25 protein-coding genes, 1 rRNA gene and 1 riboswitch are annotated in these 26,610 nt (G+C 50.8%); of the genes, 1 reads left to right on the plus strand and 25 read right to left on the minus strand.

All coding sequences use genetic code 11. The features are described 5' to 3' along the window. The 14 genes from ACZYR9_RS24745 to ACZYR9_RS24810 form a co-directional block, all read right to left on the minus strand. Nucleotides 1-361, minus strand: a 23S ribosomal RNA gene (locus ACZYR9_RS24745); the annotation flags it as partial. 279 nt (nucleotides 362-640) lie between these two features. Next, nucleotides 641-910: a hypothetical protein gene (locus tag ACZYR9_RS24750; protein ID WP_488981083.1), complete on the minus strand. Its 270-nt coding sequence runs from the start codon at nucleotides 908-910 to the stop codon at nucleotides 641-643. 116 nt (nucleotides 911-1,026) lie between these two features. Beyond that, on the minus strand, nucleotides 1,027-1,212 hold the full coding sequence (locus ACZYR9_RS24755) for a hypothetical protein (RefSeq protein ID WP_488981084.1): 186 nt from the start codon (nucleotides 1,210-1,212) through the stop codon (nucleotides 1,027-1,029). A gap of 59 nt (nucleotides 1,213-1,271) precedes the next feature. Then, nucleotides 1,272-2,144 (minus strand): 5'-3' exonuclease, encoded by an 873-nt coding sequence (locus tag ACZYR9_RS24760; protein WP_488981106.1) that lies wholly within the window; start codon nucleotides 2,142-2,144, stop codon nucleotides 1,272-1,274. Nucleotides 2,145-2,230: 86 nt separating this feature from the next. Further along, nucleotides 2,231-3,463 carry an ROK family transcriptional regulator gene (locus ACZYR9_RS24765; protein ID WP_488981107.1) on the minus strand — a complete coding sequence of 411 codons (1,233 nt, stop codon included), beginning with the start codon at nucleotides 3,461-3,463 and terminating at the stop codon, nucleotides 2,231-2,233. A 96-nt stretch (nucleotides 3,464-3,559) separates the two neighbouring features. Then, nucleotides 3,560-4,708, minus strand: a complete 1,149-nt coding sequence (locus ACZYR9_RS24770; protein ID WP_488981085.1) for a Gfo/Idh/MocA family protein — start codon at nucleotides 4,706-4,708, stop codon at nucleotides 3,560-3,562. A gap of 16 nt (nucleotides 4,709-4,724) precedes the next feature. After that, the gene (locus tag ACZYR9_RS24775) at nucleotides 4,725-5,702 is read right to left on the minus strand and encodes an ABC transporter permease (protein WP_488981086.1); all 978 of its coding nucleotides are present in this window, start codon (nucleotides 5,700-5,702) and stop codon (nucleotides 4,725-4,727) included. Next, complete coding sequence (locus tag ACZYR9_RS24780; RefSeq protein WP_488981087.1) at nucleotides 5,683-7,176, minus strand: sugar ABC transporter ATP-binding protein; 1,494 nt, start codon at nucleotides 7,174-7,176, stop codon at nucleotides 5,683-5,685. Before ACZYR9_RS24780 ends, ACZYR9_RS24775 begins: the two co-directional genes overlap by 20 nt. Before the next feature lie 76 nt (nucleotides 7,177-7,252). Continuing rightward, entirely contained in the window at nucleotides 7,253-8,416 is a 1,164-nt protein-coding gene (locus ACZYR9_RS24785) for a levoglucosan dehydrogenase (protein WP_488981088.1), read from the minus strand. Between the two features lie 119 nt (nucleotides 8,417-8,535). Then, a complete protein-coding gene (locus tag ACZYR9_RS24790; protein WP_488981089.1) occupies nucleotides 8,536-9,723 on the minus strand; it encodes a substrate-binding domain-containing protein in 1,188 nt (395 codons plus the stop codon). Nucleotides 9,724-9,750: 27 nt separating this feature from the next. Further along, complete coding sequence (locus ACZYR9_RS24795; protein WP_488981090.1) at nucleotides 9,751-10,566, minus strand: sugar phosphate isomerase/epimerase family protein; 816 nt, start codon at nucleotides 10,564-10,566, stop codon at nucleotides 9,751-9,753. A 578-nt stretch (nucleotides 10,567-11,144) separates the two neighbouring features. Then, nucleotides 11,145-12,329, minus strand: a complete 1,185-nt coding sequence (locus ACZYR9_RS24800) for an aminotransferase class I/II-fold pyridoxal phosphate-dependent enzyme (protein ID WP_488981091.1) — start codon at nucleotides 12,327-12,329, stop codon at nucleotides 11,145-11,147. A 65-nt stretch (nucleotides 12,330-12,394) separates the two neighbouring features. Continuing rightward, the gene (locus ACZYR9_RS24805; protein ID WP_488981092.1) at nucleotides 12,395-13,471 is read right to left on the minus strand and encodes a site-2 protease family protein; all 1,077 of its coding nucleotides are present in this window, start codon (nucleotides 13,469-13,471) and stop codon (nucleotides 12,395-12,397) included. A gap of 18 nt (nucleotides 13,472-13,489) precedes the next feature. After that, a complete protein-coding gene (locus ACZYR9_RS24810; RefSeq protein ID WP_488981093.1) occupies nucleotides 13,490-13,870 on the minus strand; it encodes an arsenate reductase family protein in 381 nt (126 codons plus the stop codon). Nucleotides 13,871-13,990: 120 nt separating this feature from the next. On the opposite strand from ACZYR9_RS24810, the gene ACZYR9_RS24815 reads away from it, so the two are divergent. Beyond that, entirely contained in the window at nucleotides 13,991-14,830 is an 840-nt protein-coding gene (locus ACZYR9_RS24815) for a YdcF family protein (protein WP_488981094.1), read from the plus strand. 63 nt (nucleotides 14,831-14,893) lie between these two features. Here ACZYR9_RS24815 and ACZYR9_RS24820 read toward each other — a convergent pair whose 3' ends face one another. The 11 genes from ACZYR9_RS24820 to ACZYR9_RS24870 all read right to left on the minus strand — a co-directional run bounded on the left by ACZYR9_RS24820 (nucleotide 14,894) and on the right by ACZYR9_RS24870 (nucleotide 26,318). Further along, nucleotides 14,894-15,829 carry an RluA family pseudouridine synthase gene (locus ACZYR9_RS24820; protein WP_488981095.1) on the minus strand — a complete coding sequence of 312 codons (936 nt, stop codon included), beginning with the start codon at nucleotides 15,827-15,829 and terminating at the stop codon, nucleotides 14,894-14,896. After that, on the minus strand, nucleotides 15,826-16,392 hold the full coding sequence (locus tag ACZYR9_RS24825; RefSeq protein ID WP_488981096.1) for a cob(I)yrinic acid a,c-diamide adenosyltransferase: 567 nt from the start codon (nucleotides 16,390-16,392) through the stop codon (nucleotides 15,826-15,828). Before ACZYR9_RS24825 ends, ACZYR9_RS24820 begins: the two co-directional genes overlap by 4 nt. A gap of 3 nt (nucleotides 16,393-16,395) precedes the next feature. After that, entirely contained in the window at nucleotides 16,396-19,065 is a 2,670-nt protein-coding gene (locus tag ACZYR9_RS24830; protein ID WP_488981097.1) for a cobyric acid synthase, read from the minus strand. 13 nt (nucleotides 19,066-19,078) lie between these two features. After that, a complete protein-coding gene (gene cobS / locus ACZYR9_RS24835; RefSeq protein WP_488981098.1) occupies nucleotides 19,079-19,903 on the minus strand; it encodes an adenosylcobinamide-GDP ribazoletransferase in 825 nt (274 codons plus the stop codon). Continuing rightward, nucleotides 19,876-20,877, minus strand: a complete 1,002-nt coding sequence (gene cbiB / locus ACZYR9_RS24840; RefSeq protein ID WP_488981099.1) for an adenosylcobinamide-phosphate synthase CbiB — start codon at nucleotides 20,875-20,877, stop codon at nucleotides 19,876-19,878. The genes cobS and cbiB overlap by 28 nt, the downstream gene beginning before the upstream one ends. Before the next feature lie 20 nt (nucleotides 20,878-20,897). Further along, nucleotides 20,898-21,464 carry a bifunctional adenosylcobinamide kinase/adenosylcobinamide-phosphate guanylyltransferase gene (cobU, locus tag ACZYR9_RS24845; protein WP_488981100.1) on the minus strand — a complete coding sequence of 189 codons (567 nt, stop codon included), beginning with the start codon at nucleotides 21,462-21,464 and terminating at the stop codon, nucleotides 20,898-20,900. Next, complete coding sequence (gene cobT / locus ACZYR9_RS24850; RefSeq protein ID WP_488981101.1) at nucleotides 21,461-22,540, minus strand: nicotinate-nucleotide--dimethylbenzimidazole phosphoribosyltransferase; 1,080 nt, start codon at nucleotides 22,538-22,540, stop codon at nucleotides 21,461-21,463. Before cobT ends, cobU begins: the two co-directional genes overlap by 4 nt. After that, nucleotides 22,537-23,325 carry an ABC transporter ATP-binding protein gene (locus ACZYR9_RS24855; protein WP_488981102.1) on the minus strand — a complete coding sequence of 263 codons (789 nt, stop codon included), beginning with the start codon at nucleotides 23,323-23,325 and terminating at the stop codon, nucleotides 22,537-22,539. The genes cobT and ACZYR9_RS24855 overlap by 4 nt, the downstream gene beginning before the upstream one ends. Nucleotides 23,326-23,341: 16 nt before the next feature. Further along, a complete protein-coding gene (locus tag ACZYR9_RS24860) occupies nucleotides 23,342-24,379 on the minus strand; it encodes a FecCD family ABC transporter permease (RefSeq protein ID WP_488981103.1) in 1,038 nt (345 codons plus the stop codon). Further along, nucleotides 24,380-25,402, minus strand: a complete 1,023-nt coding sequence (locus ACZYR9_RS24865) for an ABC transporter substrate-binding protein (protein ID WP_488981104.1) — start codon at nucleotides 25,400-25,402, stop codon at nucleotides 24,380-24,382. A gap of 164 nt (nucleotides 25,403-25,566) precedes the next feature. Continuing rightward, a riboswitch (cobalamin riboswitch) is annotated at nucleotides 25,567-25,771 on the minus strand. Between the two features lie 28 nt (nucleotides 25,772-25,799). Next, a complete protein-coding gene (locus ACZYR9_RS24870) occupies nucleotides 25,800-26,318 on the minus strand; it encodes a hypothetical protein (protein ID WP_488981105.1) in 519 nt (172 codons plus the stop codon). Nucleotides 26,319-26,610 lie beyond the last annotated feature (292 nt).

Raw genomic sequence — 26,610 nt, forward strand, 5'->3', positions numbered from 1 at the left:
CTTTTCACCTTTCCCTCACGGTACTGCTTCACTATCGGTCACCAGGGAGTATTTAGCCTTGGCAGATGGTCCTGCCGGATTCCCACGAGGTTTCACGTGTCTCGCGGTACTCGGGATCCGTCTAGGGCTTTCGCAGCCTTTCAGCTACAGGGCTGTTACCTTCTTTGGCCGGCCTTTCCAGACCACTTCACCTACACACGGAGGATGCCTAGGCACCAGGAGCCGATGAAGGACGTGGCGAATTTTCGCTCCTGCTTTTCGTATAGCTTCAATCGTTAGATCTACGTCCTCTCGCCTGTCAACATTAATAGCAAGCGTTACACCTGCCCGAAAACCATCGGTTGACCTAGAGATTTCGATTTGAGCTTCTTTTGCTAATTCATCAACCGGAAATAATGAAAGAAGTACACCTGCCGTCTTAAAAACAGCATATTCCTCAGAACTGATACGGGTCTCTTCCCAACCCAAGTGTCTATAAAAAGTCCTGAGCAGAGGTAAGTTTATTGCTCCAATCGTAATTAGGCTCACTCTCTGCGGTACCATAACGCACCTCCAAGAAATGAACTCATCATCCATAGTAGAATGAAAAGTCTTTTGTTTACAACCGAACCGGATTGACCGATCGACCTGTTCACTATATTTAGCCGTAATGCTTTTTTGCCAAATCGATGAGTCCCCGCATCGTTTTTTTATCTTTTTTTGCAAATGATAATGTTTCGTATATTGCCTTTTGAATTTCTTCAGGTCGTATAATATCTTCCGTAATTTTTTTCATCGTTTTGTCCGTTATGATGTTCGCTAGCTTCATAGCAAGCAGTGTGGTTACGATTTGAGTAGCATTCATCGTCTTTTCTTTATAATGCTTAGCCATGCCGTCAAACACTTCCTGAAGATTTTTCCCTTCATCCATATGCCGTTCCTCCGCTCAGATTCCTCTTTTGCAAGATGTAATCTTATTGTATCAATATTTTGGGTTCGTCTCAAAATAAAAAAGCACCGCATTGGTGCTTTAGTAAAAATGAATCTTTATTTCATACCCATTTGCTTAAAAAGATTCATAAGATCGTTGGAGACTAACGCTAATACTTGCTTCGCAATGGCCTCATTATTTGCCGCAATGGCGCTAGCTATGGCGGTTCTTGCTTGCTCATCCTGAATGCCGTTTTGCAAAATTGCCTCAATCTCGGATAGATCCAAACCCAATTTAATCATTTCATTCTCCCCTTTTCCATTTAACACCTATCTTACACCAGAAAAAGTACATAATTCAATTAGCCAATTAATTTTAATAAGCCTTCGAATTCAAGTTCCATAAATATCTTTTCAGCCGTCTCTCTATTCATACGAAGCACACAATCGTTCAAATGGCAAATCACCGGAGTATCCTTTTTAATAGTGGCCAGTGTTTTGGAAAGAATCAGCATGTCTCGATCGGCCTCAATTTTTTTTCTGATTGTCGGGGACAACTTATCTAAGTTAAGAAGAACCTCTTCAACGGAGGAAAACTCCCTTATAAGCTTCAGAGCCGTTTTCTCGCCGATACCGCGGACACCAGGGTAATTATCGCTGGTATCTCCCATAAACCCTTTTAAATCTATCATCTGTTCAGGAGTAATCTGTTTTTCTTCCCATAACATTTGAGGAGTATACAGGCAGTAATTCGCCCTGCCTTTTTTCATGATCGCCACAGAAATTTGGTCCGATAATAATTGAAGCATATCATGGTCACCCGTCAAAATGATAATTTCCGTTTCAGAGCTCAAAAGAAAGGCCAGGGTACCGATGCAATCATCCGCTTCATAACTCTCAATTCCAAAATTCGGAATTCCCAATGAAGCGACAACGTCTTTTACCAGGTCAAATTGCGGAATGAGCTCTTCCGGCGGGGCGATCCGATTGGATTTATATTGATCAAACAATTCAGTCCTGAACGTTTTGCTTCCCATATCCCAGCAGCAAATGATATGAGTCGGATGAAATTCTTTTATCGCATCGAATAAATACTGAACGAACCCATAAATGGCATTGGTCGGAATCCCTGCGGTCGTTTTTCTTATGTAGCCACTATAAGAAGTGGCATAGAAGGCCCTAAACAGCAAGGCCATACCGTCAATAATCAACGTTTTATTAGCTGGTTGCACGATTTCACTCTCCGGTAGATGTCGTTTTATTTTATCTATACTATCACCATCCACCTTATTTCGTAAATACAGAGGGATATTGAGGTCCACTATCTGCTCCGGTTGGTGACCTTCTGTTGTTGCTTTAAATCATGAAAGGAAGCTGCTTGATCATTCGTACCATTTAAGATTAATTGATCTATGGTCATAAAAGCTCCGCCGATCAAACCCGCTTTTTTCCCCAAAATCGATTTGTTGATGAGCAGATTTCGAGTGGCGAGTGGAAGCGATCTTTGATAAACGCTTTGCTTGATAGAAGCTAATAATATATCGCCGAATTCAGATACTCTTCCACCGATGGAAATTAATGAGGGATTCGAATAGTTAACAAGAGAGGCAATGACCCGCCCTAATAAAGCGCCGCTTTCGCGCACCAGCTCGACGGACACGGGATCAAATCTTTCAATTCCTTTGCTGATGTCTCCAAGACCGATTTCTCCATTTTCTTTTAAAGCATCGAATAAATATTGACTTTTCCCCTCCAACGCCAAATGCTTGGCTTTAGAAGAAATGGCTTTACCGCCTGCCAGCGCCTCTAAGCACCCGATATTCCCGCACCAGCACAAAACATCGCTGCCTACATCAAAATGACCGATATCCCCCGCACTTCCGCTGGAACCCCGGTACAGCTTGCCTTCATAAACAACTCCCGCCCCGATTCCGGTACCGATTTTGATATAGATCATGTTATCTACTTCAAAATTCAAGCCCTTAGCATACTCCCCTAACGCCATAATGTTGACGTCATTATCGACATAACAGGGACACTCAAAATACTTTGCCCAAAATTCCCTGATCGGGTAATTATCCCACCCAGGCATAATCGGTGGTGAAATAGGCCGTCCCGAAGCAAACTCCACAGGCCCGGGGATTCCGATTCCAATCCCTTTTACCGAATGCTTATCCACGCTGTTGTTGGACAACAGTTGATTGACGATGTGATAAATATGGGTTAATACTTGTTCGGGACCTCCGTTGAGATCGACCGACGCACGTTCAGAAAATAAAATATTGCAATCAAAATCGCAAATGGCGACGCGTACACTCGCTGTCCCTAATTCGATGGAAATAATATGCCCGGCGTTTTTGTTTATCGTGTACAGTCTTGGCTTTCTGCCGCCGCTGGAATGGCCTATATTGGATACTTCAATTAATTTTTCATTTAATAAGCGTTCCACATGGTCGGAAACCGAGGATAGGGATAGTCCGGATTCAGCGGCAATATCCGTTTTGGACATTGGCTCCTTGGCTCTTCTAATAATCTGAAGCACATTTGCTGTCATGGAAAGCAATTTAATTTTCACCACTTTCTGTATTCTACTGACTATGAAAACAGCCTATTGAAGAATCAATAGGCCGATCTTTCCCATATTTACGTCTTATACTCTCTCTACCTGTTCCCAAGTTCTGCTTTTGGCACTTCTCATAACGGCGTCGATTAGAAGCATACCTTGGTACCCGTCCTTGAAGGAGGCTACAGAATCGGACAGAGGCGTTCTATCTCTTACTGCCGCATAAAAATTTTCCATCATATTTTTGAGGCTTTCAGGCCATCCTTCTTCATGTCCACCCGGATAGTGAAGGAAGGCGGAGGCCTCCTTTTTCACAAGAGCCGGATCTCTCAGAACCCATTCATTCGGTTTACCCCGATATCCTACCTTCAGCTTGAAGGGCTCCTCCTGGTACCATGATCCGGATGCCGACGAACCGTCCAGGTGAAGCTCCAACGCATTCTTGCTGCCTGGAGATACTTGCGATACCGTAAATACACCTCTTGCCCCATTTTCGAATTTGACCAATACGGAAGAATAATCCTCCGTTTTTATGCTGACTAGCTCGGCATTCGTTTTTTCGCCCTCTTGAAAAGTAAGCTTCCCCTCCGGCTGTTTGTAACGCTCGGGAATGACAGTGGACGTATCCGCCATCACTTCCTTAATCCTCATGCCAGTCACATATTGCGCCAAATCAAACAAGTGGGAACCGATATCTCCCAGCGCTCGCGTTGGACCGCCATACTCCGGTTCAAGTCTCCAGTTATAATCTGTATCGTACATTAACCAATCCTGCAAATAACTACCGCGAACGATCCGGATCGCTCCTAGATCATTGTCCCGAACCATGCTTCGCAAATGCTGAACCATCGGGAACTGCCGGTAATTGAAGTTGATACCGGTAACCAAGTTTTTCTCCTGGGCCATCTCATACAGTTCCTTGGCTTCTGCACTCGTCAAAGTCAATGGCTTCTCCGAAAGCAAATGCTTCCCGTGCAGTAAGATTTGCTTATTCATCTCATAGTGCAAATAGTTAGGCGTACAATTATGAATGACATCGATGTCTTGATCTTCCAGCAAATCCATAATATTGCCGTATGCTTTGGGTATGTTTAACTCCCGAGCGGCTTCAATCGCTTTTTGTTCCCCATTTTGAGCGATGGCGGCAACTTCGACGAATCCAAGCCGTCTGACCGCTTCAATATGAGCCTTGCCGATAAATCCGGCTCCAAGAATTGCAGCTTTTAATTTTCTCATAGTTAACTCATCCCTATCACTTGGCGATCGCTTTTTTACCGAACGCCACAGCTAATATAATAATAAGTCCTTTTACAATCATTTGCTGGCTGACATCCAGTCCCATAATGATTAACCCGTTATTGATCGTTCCAATCATCAATGAACCGATGACCGTACCGATGACGGTACCGACTCCGCCAAACAAACTCGTTCCTCCCAAGATCACGGCTGCAATGACAGACAATTCATCTCCCTCTCCGAACGTATAGCGTCCGGAATGCATCCGTCCTGCATACAGCATGCCGGCAAGTCCTGCCATCATCCCCGAACCGATAAGAACATACAGTTTGGTTTTGGCTACATTGACCCCGGAAAATCTTGCTGCGCTTTGATTGCCCCCAACGGCCAATGTTCTTCTCCCAAATGCGGTTTTGCGCAATAAAATATGACCAATCACTACAGCTGCTACAGTCCAAAACAACAAAACCGGTATATTTCCGATATCGCCGGAACCGAAGATGTACACAAAAGTTTCGTTTGTAATCGGTACCGGCGCCGTATTGGTGACCCACATCGCAAGCCCTTTGGTCACGCCCATCATACCGAGCGTAACAAGGAAAGAAGGAATAACGACTTTAGTCACCAGCAATCCGTTAATCAAACCGATGAGGCAGCCCGTACCGACGCCCGCGATAATCGCTCCAACAATGCCAAAACCGGATTCTAAAGCCATGGCAGAAGTCAAAGAGGACAGAGCCGCAATAGAACCAACCGAAAGATCGATTTCCGCCGTACTGATGACAAAGGTCATGGCCACACCCATAATGGAAATGATGGCCGTTTGGCGAATAATATTGAGAAGATTGTTCGTTGTCAAAAATCCATCGTCGCTTAACGTGATGGAGAAGTAAATCAAGACGCCGATAAAAGCGAGATATACGATGTACTGCCTCCAATTAAACTGTAGTATCGACGATAATGCACCTGATCCATTAGAAGCCTTGGATTGCATGCTGCAAATCCTCCTCCGAAGTAATTTCCTCGCGCATAAATTGCTTTACTACTTTTCCTTCATGAAAAACGAGTATCCGATCACTCACAGCCAAAAGCTCCGTCATTTCGGAAGAAACAAGCAGAATGCTTTTTCCTTCATCCGCCAGCTCGCGAACCATATCGATAATCTCGATTTTGGCCCGGATGTCGATCCCGATGGTCGGTTCGTCGAGCATGATAATATCCGGGGAATTGGCCAGCCATTTGGCAAAAACGATTTTCTGCTGATTTCCGCCGGATAGCAGCCGCGAGGTCTTGTAAATCGAATCCGTTTTGATGCTTAATTTTTTAACCCATTCCTCGGAAATTTGATTTCCTTTTTTATCGTTGACCAGAACATTCGTTATTTTCGAAAGGGAAGGCAGAAGAATGTTATCCTTCACCTGATGATCCAGGACCAGCCCCTGAACCCTCCGGTCCTCCGGTATTAAAGCAAGCCCGTTGCGGATAGCGTCTCTCGGTGTCCGGATTACGGTTTTTTGGCCATTAATATATATTTCGCCCCCGGTGACCGGATCAATCCCAAACAACGCCCGCATCGTTTCCGTTCGTCCGCTGCCCATCAAGCCGGCAATGCCCAATACTTCACCGTGCTTTAATTCAAAATCGACACCGTTCACCCGGTTGCTTGTTTCCAAATTTTTCACTTGAAGAACGACTTTTTCACTTCTTGCATTTTTACGTTCTTTCCATTCAAACCTCTCCAAGTTTTTACCGGCAATGTGGCCGATTACGCTGTCCATGTCCAACCGGCTTATTTCTTCCGTGATGATATGCCGCCCGTCGCCCATAATCGTAATCCGGTCACAGATTTGAAAAATTTCTTCCATTCGGTGCGAAATATAGATAATGGAAATCCCTTTTTGTTTCAAGCGTTCAATAAACTCAAACAACACTTCGGTTTCCCGCTTAGTCAACGACGAAGTAGGTTCATCCATAATCAAAATTTTCGTTTCCTTGGATAACGCTTTGGCAATTTCGGTCATTTGCCAGTATCCCACACCCAGGTCCGCAACCATAGCATTCGGTTTAATATCGACATTCAATTCATCAAGCAGCTGCTTTGTCATCTGGAGGCATTTTTGATCGTCAATAAATCCAAGCTTGGTTTTAGGCTCTCTTCCAAGAAATATATTTTGGGCTACGGTTAAGGTAGGAATCAGGCTAAACTCCTGGAATATCATCGAAACGCCATGTTTTTCGGCATCATTGGTCGTTTTGATTTGAACCTCGGAACCGTCTATATGAATTTGTCCGGCATCCAATTCATAGACGCCTGTCAAAATTTTCATCAATGTTGATTTTCCTGCCCCGTTACCGCCCATCAGAGCATGAACTTCTCCCTTTTTCAATTCAAAATGAACCTGATGGAGAACCTGAATCCCGTTAAACGATTTGGAGATTTGGCTCATTTCCAAAATGGGTCTTTCCATAAGAACTTCCCCTTTGCAATGATCCTAACGGGGAATTGGATCCCCGTTAGAAATCACTTTTTTTACAGCTTTGGCATTAGATTGTTTTAACCCATTTACCTTCGTTTGCGGATTCAATGATGGCATCGCTGATCACAGCGATCCGGTAACCGTCATTGAAATTCGGAGAAACCTCCGTATCGTTCACAATTGAGGAAACAAAGTCGTAAGCTTCAATAATTTTGGTTTCGGTATAACCGATGCCAAGGGCCGGAATCGGCCACAATGCTTCACCATACGGATGAGCAGGTCCTGTGTAGATCGTTCTGAAGCCGCGTCTGTCGTCCGGATCGTTGGAGAAGCAAACCTGCAACTCATCACGACGCTCATAGTTAAAGCAAATCGAACCGGTTTCGCCATGAATTTCAAAGGTCAAGAAATTGTTTCGGCCCCATGCGTTGCGGGTCGCCTCGATGCTGCCTACCGCGCCGTTCTCAAAACGAAGCAATGTGCTGATTTCGTCGTCCACGTCTACGGCTTCTTTCTTCACGTCGCCGGCTGCCTTTACCGTACCCAGTTTATCTAATGCACCGGACTGAACGGGACGTTCTTTAATAAAGGTGTTGGCCACACCCATAACCTCGCTGATTTCCCCGACCAAATAGCGGGCAAAATCGATAACGTGGGTTCCAATATCGCCAAGCGCACCGGAACCTGCAATATTTTTACGGAATCTCCAGGATAGCGGGGAATTCGGGTCCGCCGACCAATCCTGCAGATAAGTGCCGCGGAAATTCAAAATTTTACCGATAGCGCCCTCTTCAATATATTTTTTCGCAAGTGCCACTGCAGGTGTGCGGCGGTAATTGAAAGCAACCATATGCTTGACTTTGCTCTCATTAACCGCATCCAGCATTCTTTTTGCTTCTTCTGCCGTGCGTGCAAGCGGTTTTTCGCAAATGATATGTTTTCCTGCTTTGGCTGCAGCAATAGCAATCTCGGCATGCGAATCGTTCGGTGTTACAATATCGATAAAATCGATCTCCGGATCCTCAACGACGCGTCTCCAGTCCATAGCGTAGGATTCGAAGCCATAGCGGTCAGCAGCTGTTTTGGCCAGCTCTTCCGTAACATCTACAACCGTTTTACGATGAGGAATAGCAGGTGCAGGCCAGAAAAACATTGGCATTCCCGCATAAGCCATCGAGTGTGCCTTCCCCATGAAACCTCCGCCGATCATTGCAACATTTAATTTACGCATTGTATTCTCTCCCTTTATCTATAGTAGATCATAGTTGTTAATGGAAATCCCCGGCTGTACCCGGCTCCTATTGGAACCGGATACAGCTTACGGTTTTTTTGCTTTAATGAATGAAAATATTACTTGCCTGCAGCTTTTTGAATGGAGCTTGGTGCGTCGGTTTGATAAACCGTTTTCCAGGAATCAAGGATATTTTCTTTGGTTACTTGAAGAGCCGGAACCGCTACATAAGGAGGTGTTTCTTTGCCAAGCAGAGCATAAGCTGCCAAGATGGCTTCAGCAACGCCTTGATCGTATGGCAATTGCGCACCCAAACCTTTAATCATACCGCCTTGTGCAATATTAAGCGCAACGTTGGTACCCAAATCGATCGTGGTGATCGCCAAATCGTTTCTACCTGCGGCACGGGCAGCAGCAAGAGCACCTTCAGCAGGCACATCCCATACAACAAAAATACCTTTAAGATTCGGATGCTTAGTCAGCATCGCGGATGCGACTTTCTCTCCATCGTTCGGACCTGCGATTCCTCCACGCTCAACGATGTTGATGTTCGGATACTTCTCTTTGATCGTTTTTTCAAATGCGTCTGTTCTTTGCTTGGTTACGAAGAAGTCAGCATCGTGGAAAATAACCCCGATATCTCCTTTTTCACCGATCGCTTTCGCCATCACATCGGCCGCTTCGACACCGTTGCCGTAGTTATCGGCGGATACCACACTCACATAATCCTTTTTGTGTTCCAAACCGTTGGGCTTGTTATCCATAAAGACCAGCTTTACGCCTTCAGCTGCAGCTTTTTTGTAGGCCGCGGCAGTGGATACCGGATCAACCGGAATACTGACCATAATATTTGGTTTTTTGGACAAAATAGTCTCAATATCGGACACTTGCTTTTCGGCTTTGAAGTTGGCGTCTGTCGTCGCAATGACTTCTATGCCCAATCTGGCAAAGGTATCTTGAAGTCCTTTGATTTGCGCTGTTGACCAGTCGTTGCCTGCATAGTGCATGGCAAGGGCCGCCTTGTATTTTCCTTCTTTAATTTTCGCAACTTCTTCCTCTGTCAGCTTCAGCGTTTTGGCGGATACAGCGCTTTCTCCGTTGGGACCTTTACTCAGAATTTCTTTATCCGGAAGCTGTTGGTTAATCGTCACAGGACCTGTTTGCACGACAGGTGCAGGGGTTGAAGCAGGCTTATCCGTATTACCGGAAGCAGAGCCTCCGTTTCCGCTGTTATTACTGCCGCAGCCTGCCAATACTAAACTAAAGGCCAAAAAAGAAACAGCTAATGTCGAAACCATTTTCTTCATGGATACAAGCCCCCCTAATAATAATGATTATTTGATATTCAAATGCTCTTCAATGTATTTTTTGCTGATTTTGGCGCCTTGCAGCGGATCCTCATAGCTGTCCAGCTCTACCGTAATCCAGCCTTCATAGCCATTTTCACGCAAAATCGAAACCATTTCTTTGAAATCTTGACCACCTTCCCCTAGCGGTAAAAAGGCACCGGAGCCGTAGTCTTTAAAGTGAATGTACTTGATCCGGTTTGCGTATTTCTTCACAACGTCTACCGGGTCTCCACCGCCAGCTTCAATATGCGCCGTATCCGGGCACAAATGAATGGAGGTAAGCTCCATGATCCGGTCCAGCTGCTCCGGTTTTTCCACAATCGTACCCAAGTGAGGATGATAGCTTGGAATCAGGTTGTATTTGGCTGCAATAGCTGAGGCCTTATCCAGCGATTTTGCAAGCTCCGAATAATCCGCTTCCAAAACACCTGCAGCCCGTACAGCTCCTCCGCCGAGAACCAGATGCTCAGCGCCCAATTCAGAGGCCAATTTGGCAACCTTTTCAATTTTGTAAAACTCGTCTTCCTGAATATCTTTATAAATGAAATTCGCTCCGGTATATACACCGATTAAGGTCAAATCATAACGCTTAAGCAATTGCATGAAGTCCTCAGGGCAATGTTCATACTGCATCAGGTTTCCGTCAAAAATCTCGAACCCTTTATACCCCGCTTCAGCAATATCCTTTAAAGCTTGCTCTGTTGACCCATACGCTAAATAATAAAGATCCTTTACTGAGGTTACGCCGGCAGGATGACCTACGACACCACCCCAGGTATTGGTTTGATAACCCAATTTCATGTTTGAAACCTCCTTGACAATCAATCCACACTAGTAGTTATAGAAAAAGAGATGAATCCGCTTTCTTTCATTGGATTAAGAACCAATCACCTCCAAAAATAATCATATCAAGCGTATTTTTACTACAATGCAATATATTACGCTTTCAAACCACTAAGATAGCGATTTCATTTGGTTTACAAATATAATATTATTTCATTAACTTTTATCTGTCAACGTTAAAAGTTCTACTTTTTGTGTTAAATTAATGAAATCTAATGTTTATACTAACACATATAAAGTTGTCAATAGCAATAATAATGAAATAAATTCCACTTTAACTGAATTATGTTCATTTTCTTGAAACACTTTGGGTAAAATTGGTTTTACATCTATTTTTTTCTCCTTATTTATCCAATACTTTGAGATTGTCGCTCTAGTATGAGTTTTGGCTTAAAATAGATTGCCGGTTTCATACCTGATCGTTTGGCTGATTTCCGCTCACAGCTCCCACGCCTCGTATCTCTTAGTACAAAAAAAACCATAAGCCGCATCGCTATGCAGCTTATGGTTTTATGACGGTTGTTGATTATCCTCGTCTAAGCCAAGCCTTTTGCTTTTAAAAATTGTCCGATTCGGCGAACGGCCTCTCTAAGCCTTTCCTCCTCTTGAACCAAGGCTATGCGTACATAACCCTCGCCTTCTTTTCCGAACGCATCCCCTGGAATGACCGCAACACTGGCCGAATACAGGATTTCCCGGGAAATTTGCCGGGAGCTCCAGCCGGCCGGAATCCGCGCCCAGATGAACATGGTCGCCTTCGGTTTGGGAATATCCCAGCCGGCCTCGCGCAGGCCGTCAATAACGATATCTCTCCGTCTCTCGTACACTCCGGCAACAGGACGGCTGTCCGGGCTCATATCCTCCTCCATTGCGGCAATACCTGCTTTTTGCACCGCCAAAAACACACCGTAATCAATGTTCGATTTCAACACGCGCAAAGCGCGCACCGCATCAGGCTGACCGACCATGAATGCAATGCGGCATCCGGCCATATTAAAGCTTTTGGACAGGGAATGGAACTCCACGGCTACGTCCTTCGCACCCTCAATTTCCAGAATGCTGGGAGGTCTAAATCCGTCAAAAGCCATTTCGGAATAAGCCAGATCATGCACGATCAGCAGTTCATGCTTCTTGGCATAATCGACAAGCTGTTCAAAGAACGGAAGTGTCGCAACAGCGGATATAGGATTGCTCGGATAGTTCAAAAGCATAAATTTGGCCTGCCTTGCCGTTTCCTCGGGAATATCCTCCAGCTTGGGCAGAAAGCCGTTCTCCTCACGAAGCGGCATGAAATAAGGCTGTACGCCGGCCAAAACCAAGCTCGCTCCATAGATGGGGTAACCCGGATCGGGAACCATTACGATATCTCCCGGATCGGTCACCGCCATGGCAAGATGCGCGAGACCGTCCTGCGAGCCCATAAGGGTAACGATCTCGCTTTCCGGATCCAGCGTCACGTTAAAGCGGTGTTTATACCATTGTGCGACCTTTCGCCTGAATTCGAGGCTTCCTTCCGATGTCGGGTACCCATAAAGCTTGGGGTCTGCCACAGCATCCGCAAGCGCCTGCATCACCCTTGCCGAAGGCGGACGGTCGGGACTTCCGATGCCCAGATCGATCACATCGACGCCGCGGTCTGCCACCTCCTTTTTCCATTGCGCCACCTCAGAAAAAATAGCCGAACCCAGTTCGGCCAAACGTTTGGATTCCAGTTGTTTCATCCGACAAAACCTCTTTTATATAAGAATGGATCTTGAACATAGCACCTTGAATAAACGAATAGCCTTTAAACCGCCAAGCCGGATACCCGATGCACGAGCGTCATCATGGCGATCAGAAACGCGGCAAGCAGCACATATGCGATACCGAATTTCCAACGATAAGCGCTGGGCACTTCGTAATACTTGTCATTTTCGTAATGAGTGTAATCAATCCGGCAGTGGATCATCAGATGCAGGCCGTCTTCCTTCTGAAGATGCTCCAGCCGCGTGACGTATGCCCTCTGGATGATTCCTTGGCTCATCATCGGCACCGTGCCTTGAAAGTCAAGGCCGTCCCACAGCACTTTTACGTACTGCTGCCCATCCTCCAGATTGGAATAAGTAATGAATGGAAGCTCCCTTTTATGCTCCGTTCCGGGAATGATGTATCCCTGAGCGATCAACGGCTCTGCCGGGATGGAAAAGCTCGCCGTCACTACGCGCTCCTCGCCTTGATGGCGGTTTTTGACATATTTTTTGTAAAGGTCATAGGCGAACATCGCCCAGATGATAAAAAATAAGATGGAACGCAAGTATACGATAATGACCAGTCCGCCGATCAGACCAACCAGCCACAGCCAACGTGTAACGGCCGTGGCGATCCGTCCTCCGTCCAGCGGATGAATCGGCAGCAAATTGATCAGATTTAAGAAAAAGCCTACATAGGCCAAAGTATAAAGCAGCGGATGATCCCACGCGTACGCAGCTCCGAACATCGCAACGGCGCCGATCGTCCCGACCACCGGACCGCCTATGGCTACATAAGCCTCCGTCACCGCATCTCTCGGATGCCTCTTCATATTGATCAGTGCGCCGAGAAAAGGTATAAATACAGGGGCGGTCACCGGCAAGCCTTTGCGTTTGGCGGCCCATACATGACCGAGCTCGTGGATCAGAAGAAGCAGTACCACGCCGACGGCAAAGCCCCATGGGTAGATAATGGCATAGGCTCCAACAGAGACGAGCATAGAGATCACCGCTCCGCCCGCTTTACCCAATTTAAGCAGGGAAAGCAAGCCTTTTCCTTTGCTCAGAAGGAACGCCGCCGCGGCCCCAATATACCAAAACCAATTACTCTTGTTTGTTTTTCGTTTGGGCTGCAATCCCCGATCACACTCCTTTTAGGCTTTCGCGCTCCCCCACACGTCGTCATACGTTTCCGGTTTGAATCCGACCGTTACTTTGGAACCGTCGGTCACCACCGGGCGCTTGATCAGCTTGCCGTTGGACGCCAGCAGAGCGATCTTCTCCTCATCGCTCATAGAAGGAAGCTTGTCTTTCAACTGCAATGCTTTGTAGACCTCACCCGATACGTTAAACCACTTCTTGATCTCAAGACCGCTTAATGGAATCATTTCCTGCAATTGCGATATCGTCGGCGGCTGCTCTACGATGTGAACGGCTTCAACCTCCCACCCTTGCTCCTTCAACCACTTCAAAGCGTTGCGGCATGTACCGCATTGCGGATATTGATATACGGTTAACTTTGGCTTGCTGCTCATCTGCTCATCCTCGTCCCATGGGTTATATTTTCATACTTTTCATTATACCGATGATGGCATATCCCCTGCAAATCTGCGATTTCAAGCCTTTAGTTGAAAAAGGACGACGCAATACGGATAATGGAAAAGAATACCGTAGCCCTTCAGGAAATCAACACCCATACCCTGCTCGGCGGTTCAGCCGTCATCCGAAATGGCAAGAGGAGATATGCCGTCATGATTTATTTTATAAAGCTGGTTTACAGCCTGCTCATTCCGCCCGGAATCTTTGTGGTTTTGTTATGGCTTGCCGCGTTATGGCTGTATTATCGCGTCGGCCGCAAATCGTGGCTGCCTCCATTCATACTTGGCTTTCTACTGTACCTGTCATCGATCCCGCTAATCGGCGAAGCGGCCCTTCAGTCGCTGGAGGATCGCTATGCCCCACCCGCATTCATTGAAGGAGACGCCTACGTCGTGCTCACCGGAGGAGCCGTCGCCGGGACTCCGGACGTCGACGGCACAGGACATCTGACGGGCTATACTTTGCATCGGACCGTATCGGCTGCGGAGCTTTACGGCCGGCACCCGCTGCCGATTCTCGTCTCCGGAGGGCAGGTTTACGCCGATACCCCTAACGAAGGTCAGCTTGCAAAACGCAAGCTGATCGCGCTGGGCGTTCCTGAGCAGGACATCCTGCTGGATGATCAAAGCCGGACGACGCAGGAAAATGCCAGCAACTCCAAAATTCTTCTGGATCAGCATGGACTGACCCGCCCTGTACTCATCACCTCGGCTTTTCATATGTCAAGGTCGGTCAAGCTTTTTAAGGACCGGCAGGTGGAGGTTATCCCTTATCCGGTGAACTATTTGGTAGGCCAAACCGGCGGCGGGTTAACAGGCAGATTATTCGTCCCGTCTTCTACGGCTATGAATCAATTGCAAATGGCAATGAAAGAGTATCTGGGTAGGCTGCAGTAGCTCTGAAGCATGCCAAAAAACCGCCGGTTCTTTCGATGTGCGGCGGTTTTGGGACTTATTCCATTATTCGTCAGATTCCAACCTCTCCAGGAGCCGCTGCAGGTCCGGCGGCAGCGGTGCGTGAAATTCCATCCATTGACGGGATATCGGATGAGTTAACCCGAGCGTAACGGCATGAAGCGCATGACGGTCGATCGCGGCAGACGGGGACGAAGCCCCGCCCTCGGCTTCCCATCCATACAGCTTGTCCCCAAAAAGCGGATGGCCCAGATGCTTCATATGAACGCGGATTTGATGGGTGCGGCCCGTCTCCAGCCAAAGCCTGACCCATGTTGCATGCCGAAAACGGCGCTCCACGCGATAGTGCGTTACCGACGGGTACCCCGTTTCGGTCACAATGCGAAGGTGCGGAGACAGTGGATCGCGATCGATCGGCGCATCGACCGTCCCTTCGTCATGTGCAAGAATACCGTGCACTAAAGCGACATACTCTTTTTTCAGACCGCTCGTCTGCATTTCTTCGGAAATTTGCTGGTGTACGTAGGCGTTTTTGGCTACGGCCAGCACCCCCGACGTTTCCTGATCAAGCCGGTGAACAGGGCGAAAACGGAATCTTTCCCCTTTATTCATCCAATAGTAAACCACTCCGTTGGCCAGGGTTTCCGTGTAATGTCCGTGCGTTGGGTGAACAACCCGGCCGGCCTCTTTGTTCAGCACCAGCAGCTCCTCGTCTTCATACAGAATGGCGATCGGTATCGGCTGCGGCAAAATATCATCCGACGTTTCCGCTTCCATGCGGGCCTCTACCGTATCGCCCGTCCGCACCTTGATGTCGATGTACTTGCGCTCTCCGTTAAGCAGAATGCCCTGCTCCGTCATTTTCAGTCTGGACAACAGCTTGCGGGAAATTCCCATCCGCTGCTGCAGGACCGTCCGGAGCAGAATGCCGTCATCTTCCGGAGGCACGATGTATTGAAGAGGTTTGTAATAGCTTGTCATTTGCGGCGGAACACCTTAGCGCTGCGCGCATACTCTACATCGCCAATCCCTGCGCGGCTGTTGGCCGCCCGGGCGACCGTGAAGAACAAATCCGACAGCCGGTTCAAATAGCGGCGCACCTCTTCATTGATCGGCTGCGTACGGGCAAGCGTCACCACCCGGCGCTCCGCCCTGCGGCACACGGTTCGGCATACATGCAGCGCCGAGGATGCCTGGCTTCCACCCGGCAGAATAAACCGCTGGATCTCCGGAGCCTCCGCATCGTACTTGTCGATCCATGTCTCCAAACGGTCCACCATCTCCGACGTCACCTTATAAGGGCGCAGCTCCTGCTTAAGCAGCGCCAAATCCGAGCCGCAGTCGAACAGCTCATGCTGAATTTCGAGCAAATCGGCAAGCAAATCCGCATCCCGCTCCGGTTCAAGGAATCCCATCGCCTGCCCGACAAAGCAATTCAACTCATCTACCGTACCGTAGGCCTCAACCCTGACGTCGTCTTTATCTACGCGCCCCCCGATAACGCCCGTTTGACCGGCATCTCCCGTTCTTGTATAAATTCTCATCCGTTATCCCTCCTTGCGATCTATCATCTCATACAACCGGTCCATATCCAAGTGCTTCCGTACATGTGCCGCCAGCCGGTCAAAAGCCGCTTCGCGGCGCTCCTGAAAGCGCAGCTCCGCCGGCAGCGGCTCCAACCCTTTGCTCTCGCGAATCCGGTTTAACCAGGCCCGGCGGAAATCGTCATTATGCAAAATCCCATGCACATACGTTCCGAATCGGCGGCCGTCTCCGTTCACGACCCCATCCGCCGCAGGCTCCGTATCCCCGGCGGCCGGCAGGAGCATAAAAGGATGCTCTGCGGGCTCGAGAAACGAGGTTTGGCCCATATGAATTTCGTAGCCTGTAATCGAAAAACGCTGTCCTTCTTGGGCAAACAGCTGTGTCGTTCCTGCCGCTTGCACCGTTCGCTTCTCACGGGCAAAGACGGTTTCCGTCGGAAACAAGCCCAGACCCTCAAGCTTTGACTGATTTGATTCGACCAGCTCCGGATCCAGCAGCCTCGCCCCGAGCATCTGATAGCCGGCGCAGATGCCGACGATCCACCCGCCGTTTTCTGCAAAATCCAGCAGCTTCCGTTCCAAACCCCCATGCCGCAAATAAAGAAGATCGTCGACCGTGTTTTTGCTTCCCGGCACGATCACCGCATCCGGCTTGCCGAATTGTTCCGGCGTCTCTACGAAGCGTAGGTGAACGTCCTTCTCGTATTCCAGCGGATCGATATCCGTAAAATTGGATAACCGCGGCAGGCGAAGCACTGCGATGTCCAGCATGCCCGGCAGCTTCTCCCCTGACTGACGTTCGGCCAGCTTCCGGTCCAATGAAGCGGAATCTTCATCCTCAAGCCCAAGCTGGGGCAGATATGGAATCACACCCAGCACAGGCTTCCCCGTCCGTCTTTCAAGCCAATCCAGTCCAGGCTTCAGCAGGGAAATGTCTCCGCGGAATTTATTGATGATAAAGCCTTTGACCCGCGACCTTTCTTCCGGTGTAAAGATATCAAGCGTTCCTACAATCGAGGCAAATACCCCTCCCCGGTCGATATCCGCCACCAGGAGCACAGGCGCATCCGCCCAACCGGCCAGCCTCATGTTTACGATATCGCGGCTTTTCAGATTGACCTCGGCCGGACTTCCCGCCCCCTCAAGGATGACGACGTCGAAGCTCCTGCGCAGCCGGCTCAGCGCTTCCTTCACTACGCTTTCGGCCTCCGGCAAATATTTTTCCCGATAGGTTCTGGCGTCAAGATCGCGGTAAGGCTTGCCGTGTACGACGACTTGGGAGATCATGTCCTTTTTCGGCTTCAAGAGGATCGGATTCATATCCGTCGTCGCCGGTATGCGGCAGGCATCGGCCTGCATCCCCTGCGCCCTGCCGATTTCTTTGCCGTCGGGCGTAACATAGGAGTTCAGTGACATGTTTTGAGATTTAAACGGTGCGACGCGCCGGCCGTCCTGCAGCAGGATACGGCAAAGTGCAGCCGTAAGCAGGCTTTTTCCCGCATCCGAAGACGTACCCTGAAGCATGATTGTCGGGGCAAGCTTGGCATCAGGAATATTCCCCTCTGCCGTCGCAGCTTCTTCAGCTGACGACAAGCCCTGCATAACGCTCAAGGCTTCGGTTAAACCGGCCAGCAGCTTTTCGTTTTGCTCCCGCAGCTTGACGGCTACCCTGCAGAAGGTCTCGTCCAACCCTGCAAACAGCGACGCATCGCGAACCAGAATCCCTCTGCGTCCCATCTCGGCTTGAAGCGCCTGAACCGTAAGGCCAAGCGGACGGAGCGAAAACAGAATAAAATTCGCGTCGCTCTCAACGACTTGAAGTCCCAATGTCCTGAGCTTGCCGCAAAGAAACTCCCGCTCTTCCTTCAACCATTCCAGCGTACGCGCCGCATATTCCCGCTCCTCCAGCACACAGCTGCCGATCCACTGCGCCAAGGCATTGACGCTCCACGGCACCTGCAGCCGCTTCATCAGGCGAATCCGTTCAGGACTGGCTACAATGTACCCTAGCCGGATTCCGGGAATGGAATAAAACTTGGTCATGGAACGAATGACCATCAGGTTCGTGCTTTTGGCTGCCGCACGCGTCAGCGTAAGCTCCTCCTCGCGGGGACTAAAATCAAGAAAAGCTTCATCAATAATAGCCGGAATGTCTCCTTCGGCAAGCCGGTTAACGACCTCTTCAGGCAGCAGACGCCCCGTAGGGTTGTTCGGATGTCCCAGAAACAGCAGATCGCACCGGCCGGCCGCTTCTTTCACATCGGAAAGCTTCAGCTGATACTCCGATGCCTCCGTAAGCGGAATATCATGTACCCGGCCGCCGATTTTTTCGACCGCTTCTTCATATTCGACAAAAGACGGCCTCGCAAGTCCTGTCAAACCGGGACGCAGCACACGAACAGCCAGATCGATCAGCTCCGCCGCTCCGTTGCCCACCAGAATGCAGTCTTCGTCCACCTTATGTTTTGCCGCCAGTTTGCGCGTCAGCTCTCTCACAGCCGGATCGGGATAATTTACGACTTCCCTCCACCTGCTGCTGAAGATGAACCCCACCTGTTCCGGAGGTCCAAGCGGATTCATGTTCGAGCTGAAATCGAGAAACCGATCCTGCGGCATTCCAAACGCTTCCGCCGCTGTCCATAAATCACCGCCATGTCCGTATCGCTCCAGCATCCTTCTATTCCCCCTATCCAGTCATCAGCACAAGCAAAAGAAGCAAAAGCACCTCCAGCAGCTCGTTCATAGCCCCGTATGTATCTCCGGTCAAACCGCCCAGCTTGCGATGAATATATACGCTCATCAGATAACCTCCGCCAAGAGTCGTTCCCGCAAATGCGAGCAGAGGCCAAATCACTCCCGCCAGGTGCAGCCCGAGATCCCGGGCGATCAGGAGCACAGCAGCGGATAACAGAACAGCCAGCGCACTATGCGCCGCAATGTGCTTCCATCCGATGCCCCGGTAAAAAGTGCCCATACCGCCGCCTTTTTCTTGCCTTGCGTACGGCCAACCGGCAATCGCAACGACCATATACCACCGGCTCCAAAGCAAAACCATCGGCAGCAGCACCAGCCAGCTTAGCTTCTCTGTATGCAATAGCTCCTGCAGCAAAGACCATTTCAGAAGCAGCGCCAGCACGCAGACAACGACGCCCATGGCGCCAACCCGGCTGTCCTTCATAATCTCCAGCATCCGCTCGCGCGAACGGTGGCTCAACAGGCCGTCCGCCGTATCCATCAAGCCGTCCAGATGCAGCGCTCCGGTCAGCAGCGTCCAGGTCGAGAGCAGCAAAGCGGCTGCGGGAAGCGGAGACAATGTCATATTCAGCAGCTTTCCCGCACCAAGCAGAAGAAAACCGAGTACAAAGCCGACCAAAGGATAAAAAACGACGCTTCGGCGAAACAAAGCGTCATTGTAGTCGAGCTTCACCGGCACGGGAAGGCGGGTCAGAAATTGAAAAGCTGCCGCACATGCCGACCCCCACGTTATCCATAAAGCCAAAACAGTCCGCACAGCAATCCCCCCGCAACCAAGTAACTGACCCCGTACAATATCCCCACGGTTCGCCGGATGTCCTCTTTCTCACGTTCCCTGAGCGGCCAACCCATCCGCGCCCGTTCACTCACACGGCCGTGGTAAACATTCACGCCGCCAAGCTCGATTCCCATCGCTCCGGCAACGGCCGATTCCGGGATGCCGCTGTTCGGACTTGGGTGAAGCCGGGCAAAGCGCATGATCGAACGTGCGGCTCCTCCCGCACGAAGTCCGGGGCTAACCCACGCGACCCCTACGATAAGCAAGCCGGCCAGACGAGCGGGAATCCAGTTGACTATATCGTCCCAGCGGGCCGAAGCCCAGCCGAAGTGAATATATTTGTCATTTTTATAACCGACCATCGAGTCAAGCGTATTGGAAGCGCGGTACAGCATCGCCAACGGTGCGCCTCCCACCAAGGCATAACAGATCGGGGAAATAAACGCATCCACGATGTTCTCCGCTACGGTTTCCACCGCGGCCCGTGTAATTTCAGGCTCGTCGAGCTGCGAGGTGTTTCGTCCGACAATGTATCCGACCTGCTTTCTCGCCTCATCCATGCGCCCTTCGCTTAAAGGCTTGTACACCGCCATCGCCGCGTCCTTCAGCCCCTTGACAGCGATCGTAGTCGAGATAAACCACGCGCTGACGGCATATCCGAGCCACGGGTGCACTTGATCTGCGATCCATACGATAAGCCACAGGCTTCCGGCGGCCACACCGATGGTCACGAAGGCCAATGCCGCCCCGCGGATACGGATACGCCGTACCTGCTTGCCCGATGCACTTTCCTGATTTATCGGGTACAGCCAACCTTCCAACCATGTAATGAAACGCCCGATCCAAACGACCGGGTGCGTCAACCACCGCCACGCGGGATCGCCGATAGCCCAATCGATCACAAGCGCGGCAAGCACTATCCACATCAGCTCTTGCAAACTATAAAGCAACAAGTCCGTTCCTCCGCAACCTGCTAAAAGTGAAAAGCCCGGCTCTTCAGCTCCACCGGAATTCCCGCCGTGACCAGAAATACTTGATCGGCCTTCCGGGCCAGCCGTTGATTCATTCGCCCGGACAGATCCCGGAACACCCGCCCCAGCTTATATTCAGGCACCAGACCGCTGCCTACCTCATTGGTGACCAGTACAACCGGACGATCAAACGTACCGAATACATCCGCCAGCTCGTCGATTTTCGCTTCAAGCTTGCGTTGCCGTTCGCTCTCCGGCTCATGCTCCAGCCTTAGCAGCCAATTGGACAGCCAGAGGGTCAGGCAATCGACAAGTACGACGGGCGAATCCGCCCTCAAAAGGATATCGGCCAGATCATACGGCTCCTCCGCCGTAACCCAGGGGTATCCCCGTTCTTCCCGCTCCCGCCGGTGGAGTGCAATCCGTTCCTTCATTTCATCGTCGTAAGCCTGCGACGTAGCAATGTACAGGCCTTGTGCGCCAAGCGTGGCCGCATAGCCTTCCGCAAATGAGCTCTTCCCGCTGCGGGCCCCGCCCGTTACAAGCACCTTCAGTCCCTGCCGGCTCATCCTTGCGGCTGCTCCGTAGGGACCGCACCGGAAATTCCCGCATTCGCAAAGGTCGCCATTTCTTTCATGATCTTGACCGCAGCATCAATCAGCGGAAAAGCAAGGACGGCGCCCGTACCCTCTCCAAGCCTCATGTCCATTACAAGCATCGGCGTCAGCCCGATCTCTTCGAGCAGACGCGCGTGTCCCTGCTCCCGTGAAAGGTGTGAGGCGATCATATACGGTACGCTGAGCGGTGCCAATCGGGAAGCGACCAAGGCTGCTGCCGATGAGATGAATCCGTCGATGACAACCGGACAACGATGCTTCGCCGCCCCTAAGATCACCCCGACCAAACCGGCGATTTCAAGCCCCCCGACTTTGGAAAGCACATCCAGCGGATCGTCCGGATCCGGACGATTGACCTCGATCGCCTGGCGAATGACCGCCTGCTTGTGCAGCAGGCGCTCGTCGTCGATACCGGTGCCTCTCCCTGCAGCCTCGGCCGCTTCCGCTCCGCCTAGCACCATCAAGATCGCTGAACTTGCCGTCGTATTGCCGATGCCCATATCCCCGGTGGCGATCAATCTGTAGCCGTCCCGAACTAATTCTGCGGCGATCTCCATACCGGCCATAACCGCTTTCTCCGCTTCCTCCCGCGTCATCGCAGGCCCCTTTGTCATATTAGCCGTCCCCATGCGGACTTTATGAGACCTCAACCGCGAATCGGAAAGCTCTGCGTTCACCCCCATGTCAACGCACAGCACATCAGCCCCGGCATGACGCGAGAGCACATTCACCGCCGCGCCCCCATTCAAAAAGTTAAACACCATCTGCGGCGTAACTTCAGCCGGATAGGCGCTGACGCCTTCTTCGCATACGCCGTGATCCGCAGCCATGACGACGACCGCCTTTTTCCCCAGGTCCGGCATCAGCTCCCCCCGGATTCCCGATAGCTGCTTAGCTACCTCCTCCAGTCTGCCTAAGCTTCCCGGCGGCTTGGTCAGCTGATCGAGATGCAGCGCCGCTTCCTCCATACTCCGCTTATCCAATGGGGCAATTCCCGTAATCAGTTGTTCCAATCGGTTGTTACTCATCTTCCAGCTCCCTTTCCCAATAAGATTTGCGGCACCCCGCTGTCCGGATGTGAAAGAATGTGAGGCCGCGTTCCGTACACCCTTTCCAGAAGATCTGCATAAAGCACCTCTTCAGGCGTTCCGATTCCAGCCGCCGCTCCTTCATGCAGCAGGAGGAGACGGTCGCAGTATTGAGCGGCCAAATTCAGATCATGCAGCACCGAAATGACCGTCATTTTCCATTCCTCCTGCCACCTGCGCACCAGATCCATCATCTCAACCTGATACCCGATGTCAAGAAATGTCGTCTGCTCATCCAGCAGCAGCAGCTTGGGCTCCTGCGCCATCGCTTTACCCAACGCCACACGCTGCCGTTCCCCTCCGCTCAAATGATCGATGGTTCTCTCCCGCAGAGGCTCCAGCTTCAGCCAATCGATAATCCGCTCTACCAGCGTACTCGCATCCCCCGTTTCGTCTCCCAGCCAGTTTTGATACGGATAGCGCCCCATTTCGATCACCTCTTGCACCGTGAAGCCGAGCGGCGGCAGCGCTTCCTGCTCCAGCACCGCGATCTGCCTTGCCAATGCTTTCCTTGAGCAGGACGCTGCAGGCTTGCCATCCAGCAGCACACGACCGGCAGTCGCCGGCTCCAGTCCGGAAATCAGATGAAGCAGTGTCGACTTCCCGCTTCCGTTGGGTCCTAAGATACCGAACCATTCTCCTGGCTCCACCCGAAAACGGACTCCCCTGAGCACCTCCCGCGGTCCGAAGGCCTTGGATACCCTATCCACATCTACTTGAATCATCCCGTGCCGCCTCCTTTCATTCGCGTATCACCCGCTTTTTCCGCCGCAGCAAATAAGCGAAAAACGGAGCCCCCATAAACGCCGTAACTACCCCGAGCGGAATTTCCGTCGGACTAAGCAGCGTTCGGGCCAACGTATCCGCCAGCAGCACATAAATCGCACCGCCGATAAGCGAAAGGGGAAGCAGCAATCGGTAATCCGGTCCGATCATAAGCCGAAGCAAATGCGGCACCAGCAGTCCTACAAACGCAATCACGCCCGAAACGGAGACAGCTGCTGCCGTAATCAAAGTCGCCGCGACCAGAACAATCAGCTTCGTTCTTTCAATATGGATACCAAGATGAGCCGCCTGCCGCTCCCCGAGCGCAAACAAATTCATCGCCCGGCCAAAGCAGAGAAGCACCGCTGCGCCTGCAGCCAAATACGGCAGCAGCACCAAGGAATATGTCCAGCCTCGCAGCGCTAGGCTTCCCATCAGCCAGAAGATTATTTCATTGATGACCTGATCCGACATCGCCACCATTAACGAAACGAAGGCGCCCAGGAAGGCCTGGATCACGACACCCGACAAAATGACGGTTTCTTTGCGCAGCTTGCCTCCGGTCCGAGCCAGCAGGAGTACCGTGAAGAGTGACAGCACTCCGGTCGCAAACGCAACCGCCGGTACCGTCCACTCCCCGAAGAGCGTATACTGCAGACCAAACAAAATTAAAAACGAAGCGCCCACCGAAGCTCCGGAAGAAACACCCAGCGTATACGGATCGGCGAGCGGGTTGCGGAGCACGCCCTGAAAGGCTGCACCCGCCAAGCCCAGAGCGGCTCCAACCAGAATACCCAAGACTGCCCTGGGCAGCCTGACCCTCCATACGATTTGTTCGGAAGCTGCACTCCAATCCCCCTGGATTCGTTCACCGATCCAAGGCAGATGATGCAGCATAATCCCCCAGACATGACCGAACGGGATTCGGACCGAACCGATCGACAATGCCGCAGAAGCGGTAAATAATAGCAGGACCAAGGAAGCTCCGCCCCAAATCCACAGCTTACGCTTCATCTATTTCACCAGTTCCGGATATATTCCTTTGGCCACTTCCGTCAATGCCTCGGTGATCCGCGGACCCGGACGGCTCATGATGTCCTTGTCCAATCCGACCAGCCGGTTTGACTTCACCGCTTCAATCTGGTCCCAGCCGCTGCGTTCGCGAATCAGTTGATCCATCGGCTTATTGGTCTGATCATCCACAATCCCGGTCGGATAAATAATGATCTGCGGATTGTCCGCAATCACCTTCTCCTCGCTAAGCTTCACATACCCCTTCTCGCCGCCGGCCACATTGATGCCACCGGCCAAGCTGATCAGCTCGTCAATATATTCGCCTTGACCGACCGTCCACCCCGGGGAAAACTCAATGAACACCTTTTTCTTCTGCTCCGGCTTCAGATCCTTTACCGCATCCAGCACCTTTTGACGTTCCGCCTTCATGGCATGGACCAGCTTCTCCGCCTGCTCCTGACGGTCGAAGATTTGCCCCATGAGAATAATATTGCTCATGACTTCATCCACCGTCTTCGGCTCAACCTTAAACAGGTTTACCTTTAGACCTCGAAGCTGTTCTACAACGGTCATATTCATGGACACTCCCGTCATGACCACATCGGCGTTGGCCGCAATGAGCGCTTCCTCATTCGGTTTAATGATACTGCCGACCTTCGGCTTCGCCGCCGCTTCAGCAGGATAGTTGCAAAAATCCGATACCCCCACGATCTGATCGCCGAGACCCAAGGCAAACAGCGTTTCCGTTTCACTCGGCGAGGTAGAGACGATGCGCTCCGGAGCTTTTTCAAATACAAATTCTTTGCCCGTCGCATCCTTTATCGTGAGCGGATAGGCCGTTCGTTTGGCCGATGAGACTGCCCCTTCCTGCTTGGCTCCGCCCGCATTGGACGAATCTGCCTGCTGACCCTGCCCCGGAGTCGGAGCAGTGCTTCCGCAGCCTGCCAGCGTTCCCGCCAAAGCCAAGCTCAAAACGGCCGCGAGCAGTCTTTTTTTAACGTGATTTTTCTTACCCCAATACATAGGTCCATCTCCCTAAAATCATTTAAAAACGAAAAGACCTCTGCGTTCGGATCGTCTCCGAAGCAGAGGGCACACACTGACAAACCTGCGGCAGCCATAACCGACATCATTAGCGTTATGCCGCCCGCAAGCTCAGCGATCTGCCCCTTTTCCTCGAAAGGCCGCATCGAATGCATGTTCAGGCAGGTTTCCTGACTTGCGGGCTGCTTATTCAAGAGCTCTTCGCCTTCCCGTCTGATCCTGACAGTGACTTGATAGAAGAGCATTTACCCGTATACAGTGGCGGGACCGTGCCGGATTCACACCGGCTTCCCTTTTAACCTGCAGGCATGGAGCTTCCTTGCAGGCACCTGAACCGCTATGTTGTTGTCCGCTTCATGATTGGCATGAAGGGCTATTACTCGGCCATGATTTTCAAGACCCGTTTCGCTTTCTCTTTGTCCGGCGCATTGGCCGGGATGAAAGCATACAAGTTTTTGTCGTTCAATTCGAGCTCCTTCAGCCATTGGGTTTGCTCCAACGGGATGCCGTACAAATGCTTTTCCTTATTCCCGGCTTGCGCAACCTCCAGAACACCTTCTGGGAAATCCTCCGCGTTGGCCACATCGTCCAGCGGAACATATCCGCCCTGCCCGCCCATAGTCTTAAAATGATTCTCCGGGATGACGAGAATCCCGTTCTCACCGGCCGCTATTTCGACGATCAGCTTTTCTATTGAAAATAATGGCGCCGTATATACTTGTACACTGGGCGATTCGCCTAATTGGCTTTGCAGTGAAGCCTGCAGCTTTGCTCCCGCTTCATTCGGAAACCCGTTGGAGCCCATCATGAAAATCGTCACATCCGCCTTCGGCCCCCCGCCGCAGCCCGCAAGTACGAACAACAGCAGCAGGCAGAGCAGCTCTTTTCCTCTCATGCCGGTTTCTCCCCTCAGCTTCTGCAGCTCTCTAACCCGTTTCCCCAATATATTCTTTATGATGTTAACATAAAAGACCCGCTCTTTCAAAGCTTTTAAGAGGATCGAAGGAACAAAAAAGAAGCCGATTAAGACCGGCCTCTTTGATGAAGGTTCATATTCATTAATTTGGCTCTTCGCGCTACTGGGTGGGTGGATGGCTATTAACGAGAGTCATAACCCTTCCGCTTGCTTGGAGAATCTCATAGGCAAAAGAAGCCGTCAAGAAGAGCGCTTGACCGCTCCTTTTGCC

This window comes from Paenibacillus sp. F024 (assembly GCF_057814255.1).

Coding starts and splice junctions, on each gene's coding strand:
- cobU (WP_488981100.1), bottom strand. CDS start 21,464: ATGAGCCGGCAGGGACTGAAGGTGCTTGTAACGGGCGGGGCCCGCAGC.
- ACZYR9_RS24810 (WP_488981093.1), bottom strand. CDS start 13,870: ATGAGCAGCAAGCCAAAGTTAACCGTATATCAATATCCGCAATGCGGT.
- ACZYR9_RS24855 (WP_488981102.1), bottom strand. CDS start 23,325: ATGATTCAAGTAGATGTGGATAGGGTATCCAAGGCCTTCGGACCGCGG.
- ACZYR9_RS24790 (WP_488981089.1), bottom strand. CDS start 9,723: ATGAAGAAAATGGTTTCGACATTAGCTGTTTCTTTTTTGGCCTTTAGT.
- ACZYR9_RS24755 (WP_488981084.1), bottom strand. CDS start 1,212: ATGATTAAATTGGGTTTGGATCTATCCGAGATTGAGGCAATTTTGCAA.
- ACZYR9_RS24825 (WP_488981096.1), bottom strand. CDS start 16,392: ATGAGAATTTATACAAGAACGGGAGATGCCGGTCAAACGGGCGTTATC.
- ACZYR9_RS24750 (WP_488981083.1), bottom strand. CDS start 910: ATGGATGAAGGGAAAAATCTTCAGGAAGTGTTTGACGGCATGGCTAAG.
- ACZYR9_RS24820 (WP_488981095.1), bottom strand. CDS start 15,829: ATGACAAGCTATTACAAACCTCTTCAATACATCGTGCCTCCGGAAGAT.
- ACZYR9_RS24770 (WP_488981085.1), bottom strand. CDS start 4,708: ATGAGAAAATTAAAAGCTGCAATTCTTGGAGCCGGATTTATCGGCAAG.
- ACZYR9_RS24860 (WP_488981103.1), bottom strand. CDS start 24,379: ATGAAGCGTAAGCTGTGGATTTGGGGCGGAGCTTCCTTGGTCCTGCTA.
- cobT (WP_488981101.1), bottom strand. CDS start 22,540: ATGAGTAACAACCGATTGGAACAACTGATTACGGGAATTGCCCCATTG.
- ACZYR9_RS24765 (WP_488981107.1), bottom strand. CDS start 3,463: ATGACAGCAAATGTGCTTCAGATTATTAGAAGAGCCAAGGAGCCAATG.
- ACZYR9_RS24870 (WP_488981105.1), bottom strand. CDS start 26,318: ATGAGAGGAAAAGAGCTGCTCTGCCTGCTGCTGTTGTTCGTACTTGCG.
- ACZYR9_RS24815 (WP_488981094.1), top strand. CDS start 13,991: ATGGAAAAGAATACCGTAGCCCTTCAGGAAATCAACACCCATACCCTG.
- ACZYR9_RS24830 (WP_488981097.1), bottom strand. CDS start 19,065: ATGCTGGAGCGATACGGACATGGCGGTGATTTATGGACAGCGGCGGAA.
- ACZYR9_RS24800 (WP_488981091.1), bottom strand. CDS start 12,329: ATGAAACAACTGGAATCCAAACGTTTGGCCGAACTGGGTTCGGCTATT.
- ACZYR9_RS24785 (WP_488981088.1), bottom strand. CDS start 8,416: ATGCGTAAATTAAATGTTGCAATGATCGGCGGAGGTTTCATGGGGAAG.
- ACZYR9_RS24780 (WP_488981087.1), bottom strand. CDS start 7,176: ATGGAAAGACCCATTTTGGAAATGAGCCAAATCTCCAAATCGTTTAAC.
- ACZYR9_RS24775 (WP_488981086.1), bottom strand. CDS start 5,702: ATGCAATCCAAGGCTTCTAATGGATCAGGTGCATTATCGTCGATACTA.
- ACZYR9_RS24795 (WP_488981090.1), bottom strand. CDS start 10,566: ATGAAATTGGGTTATCAAACCAATACCTGGGGTGGTGTCGTAGGTCAT.
- ACZYR9_RS24865 (WP_488981104.1), bottom strand. CDS start 25,402: ATGTATTGGGGTAAGAAAAATCACGTTAAAAAAAGACTGCTCGCGGCC.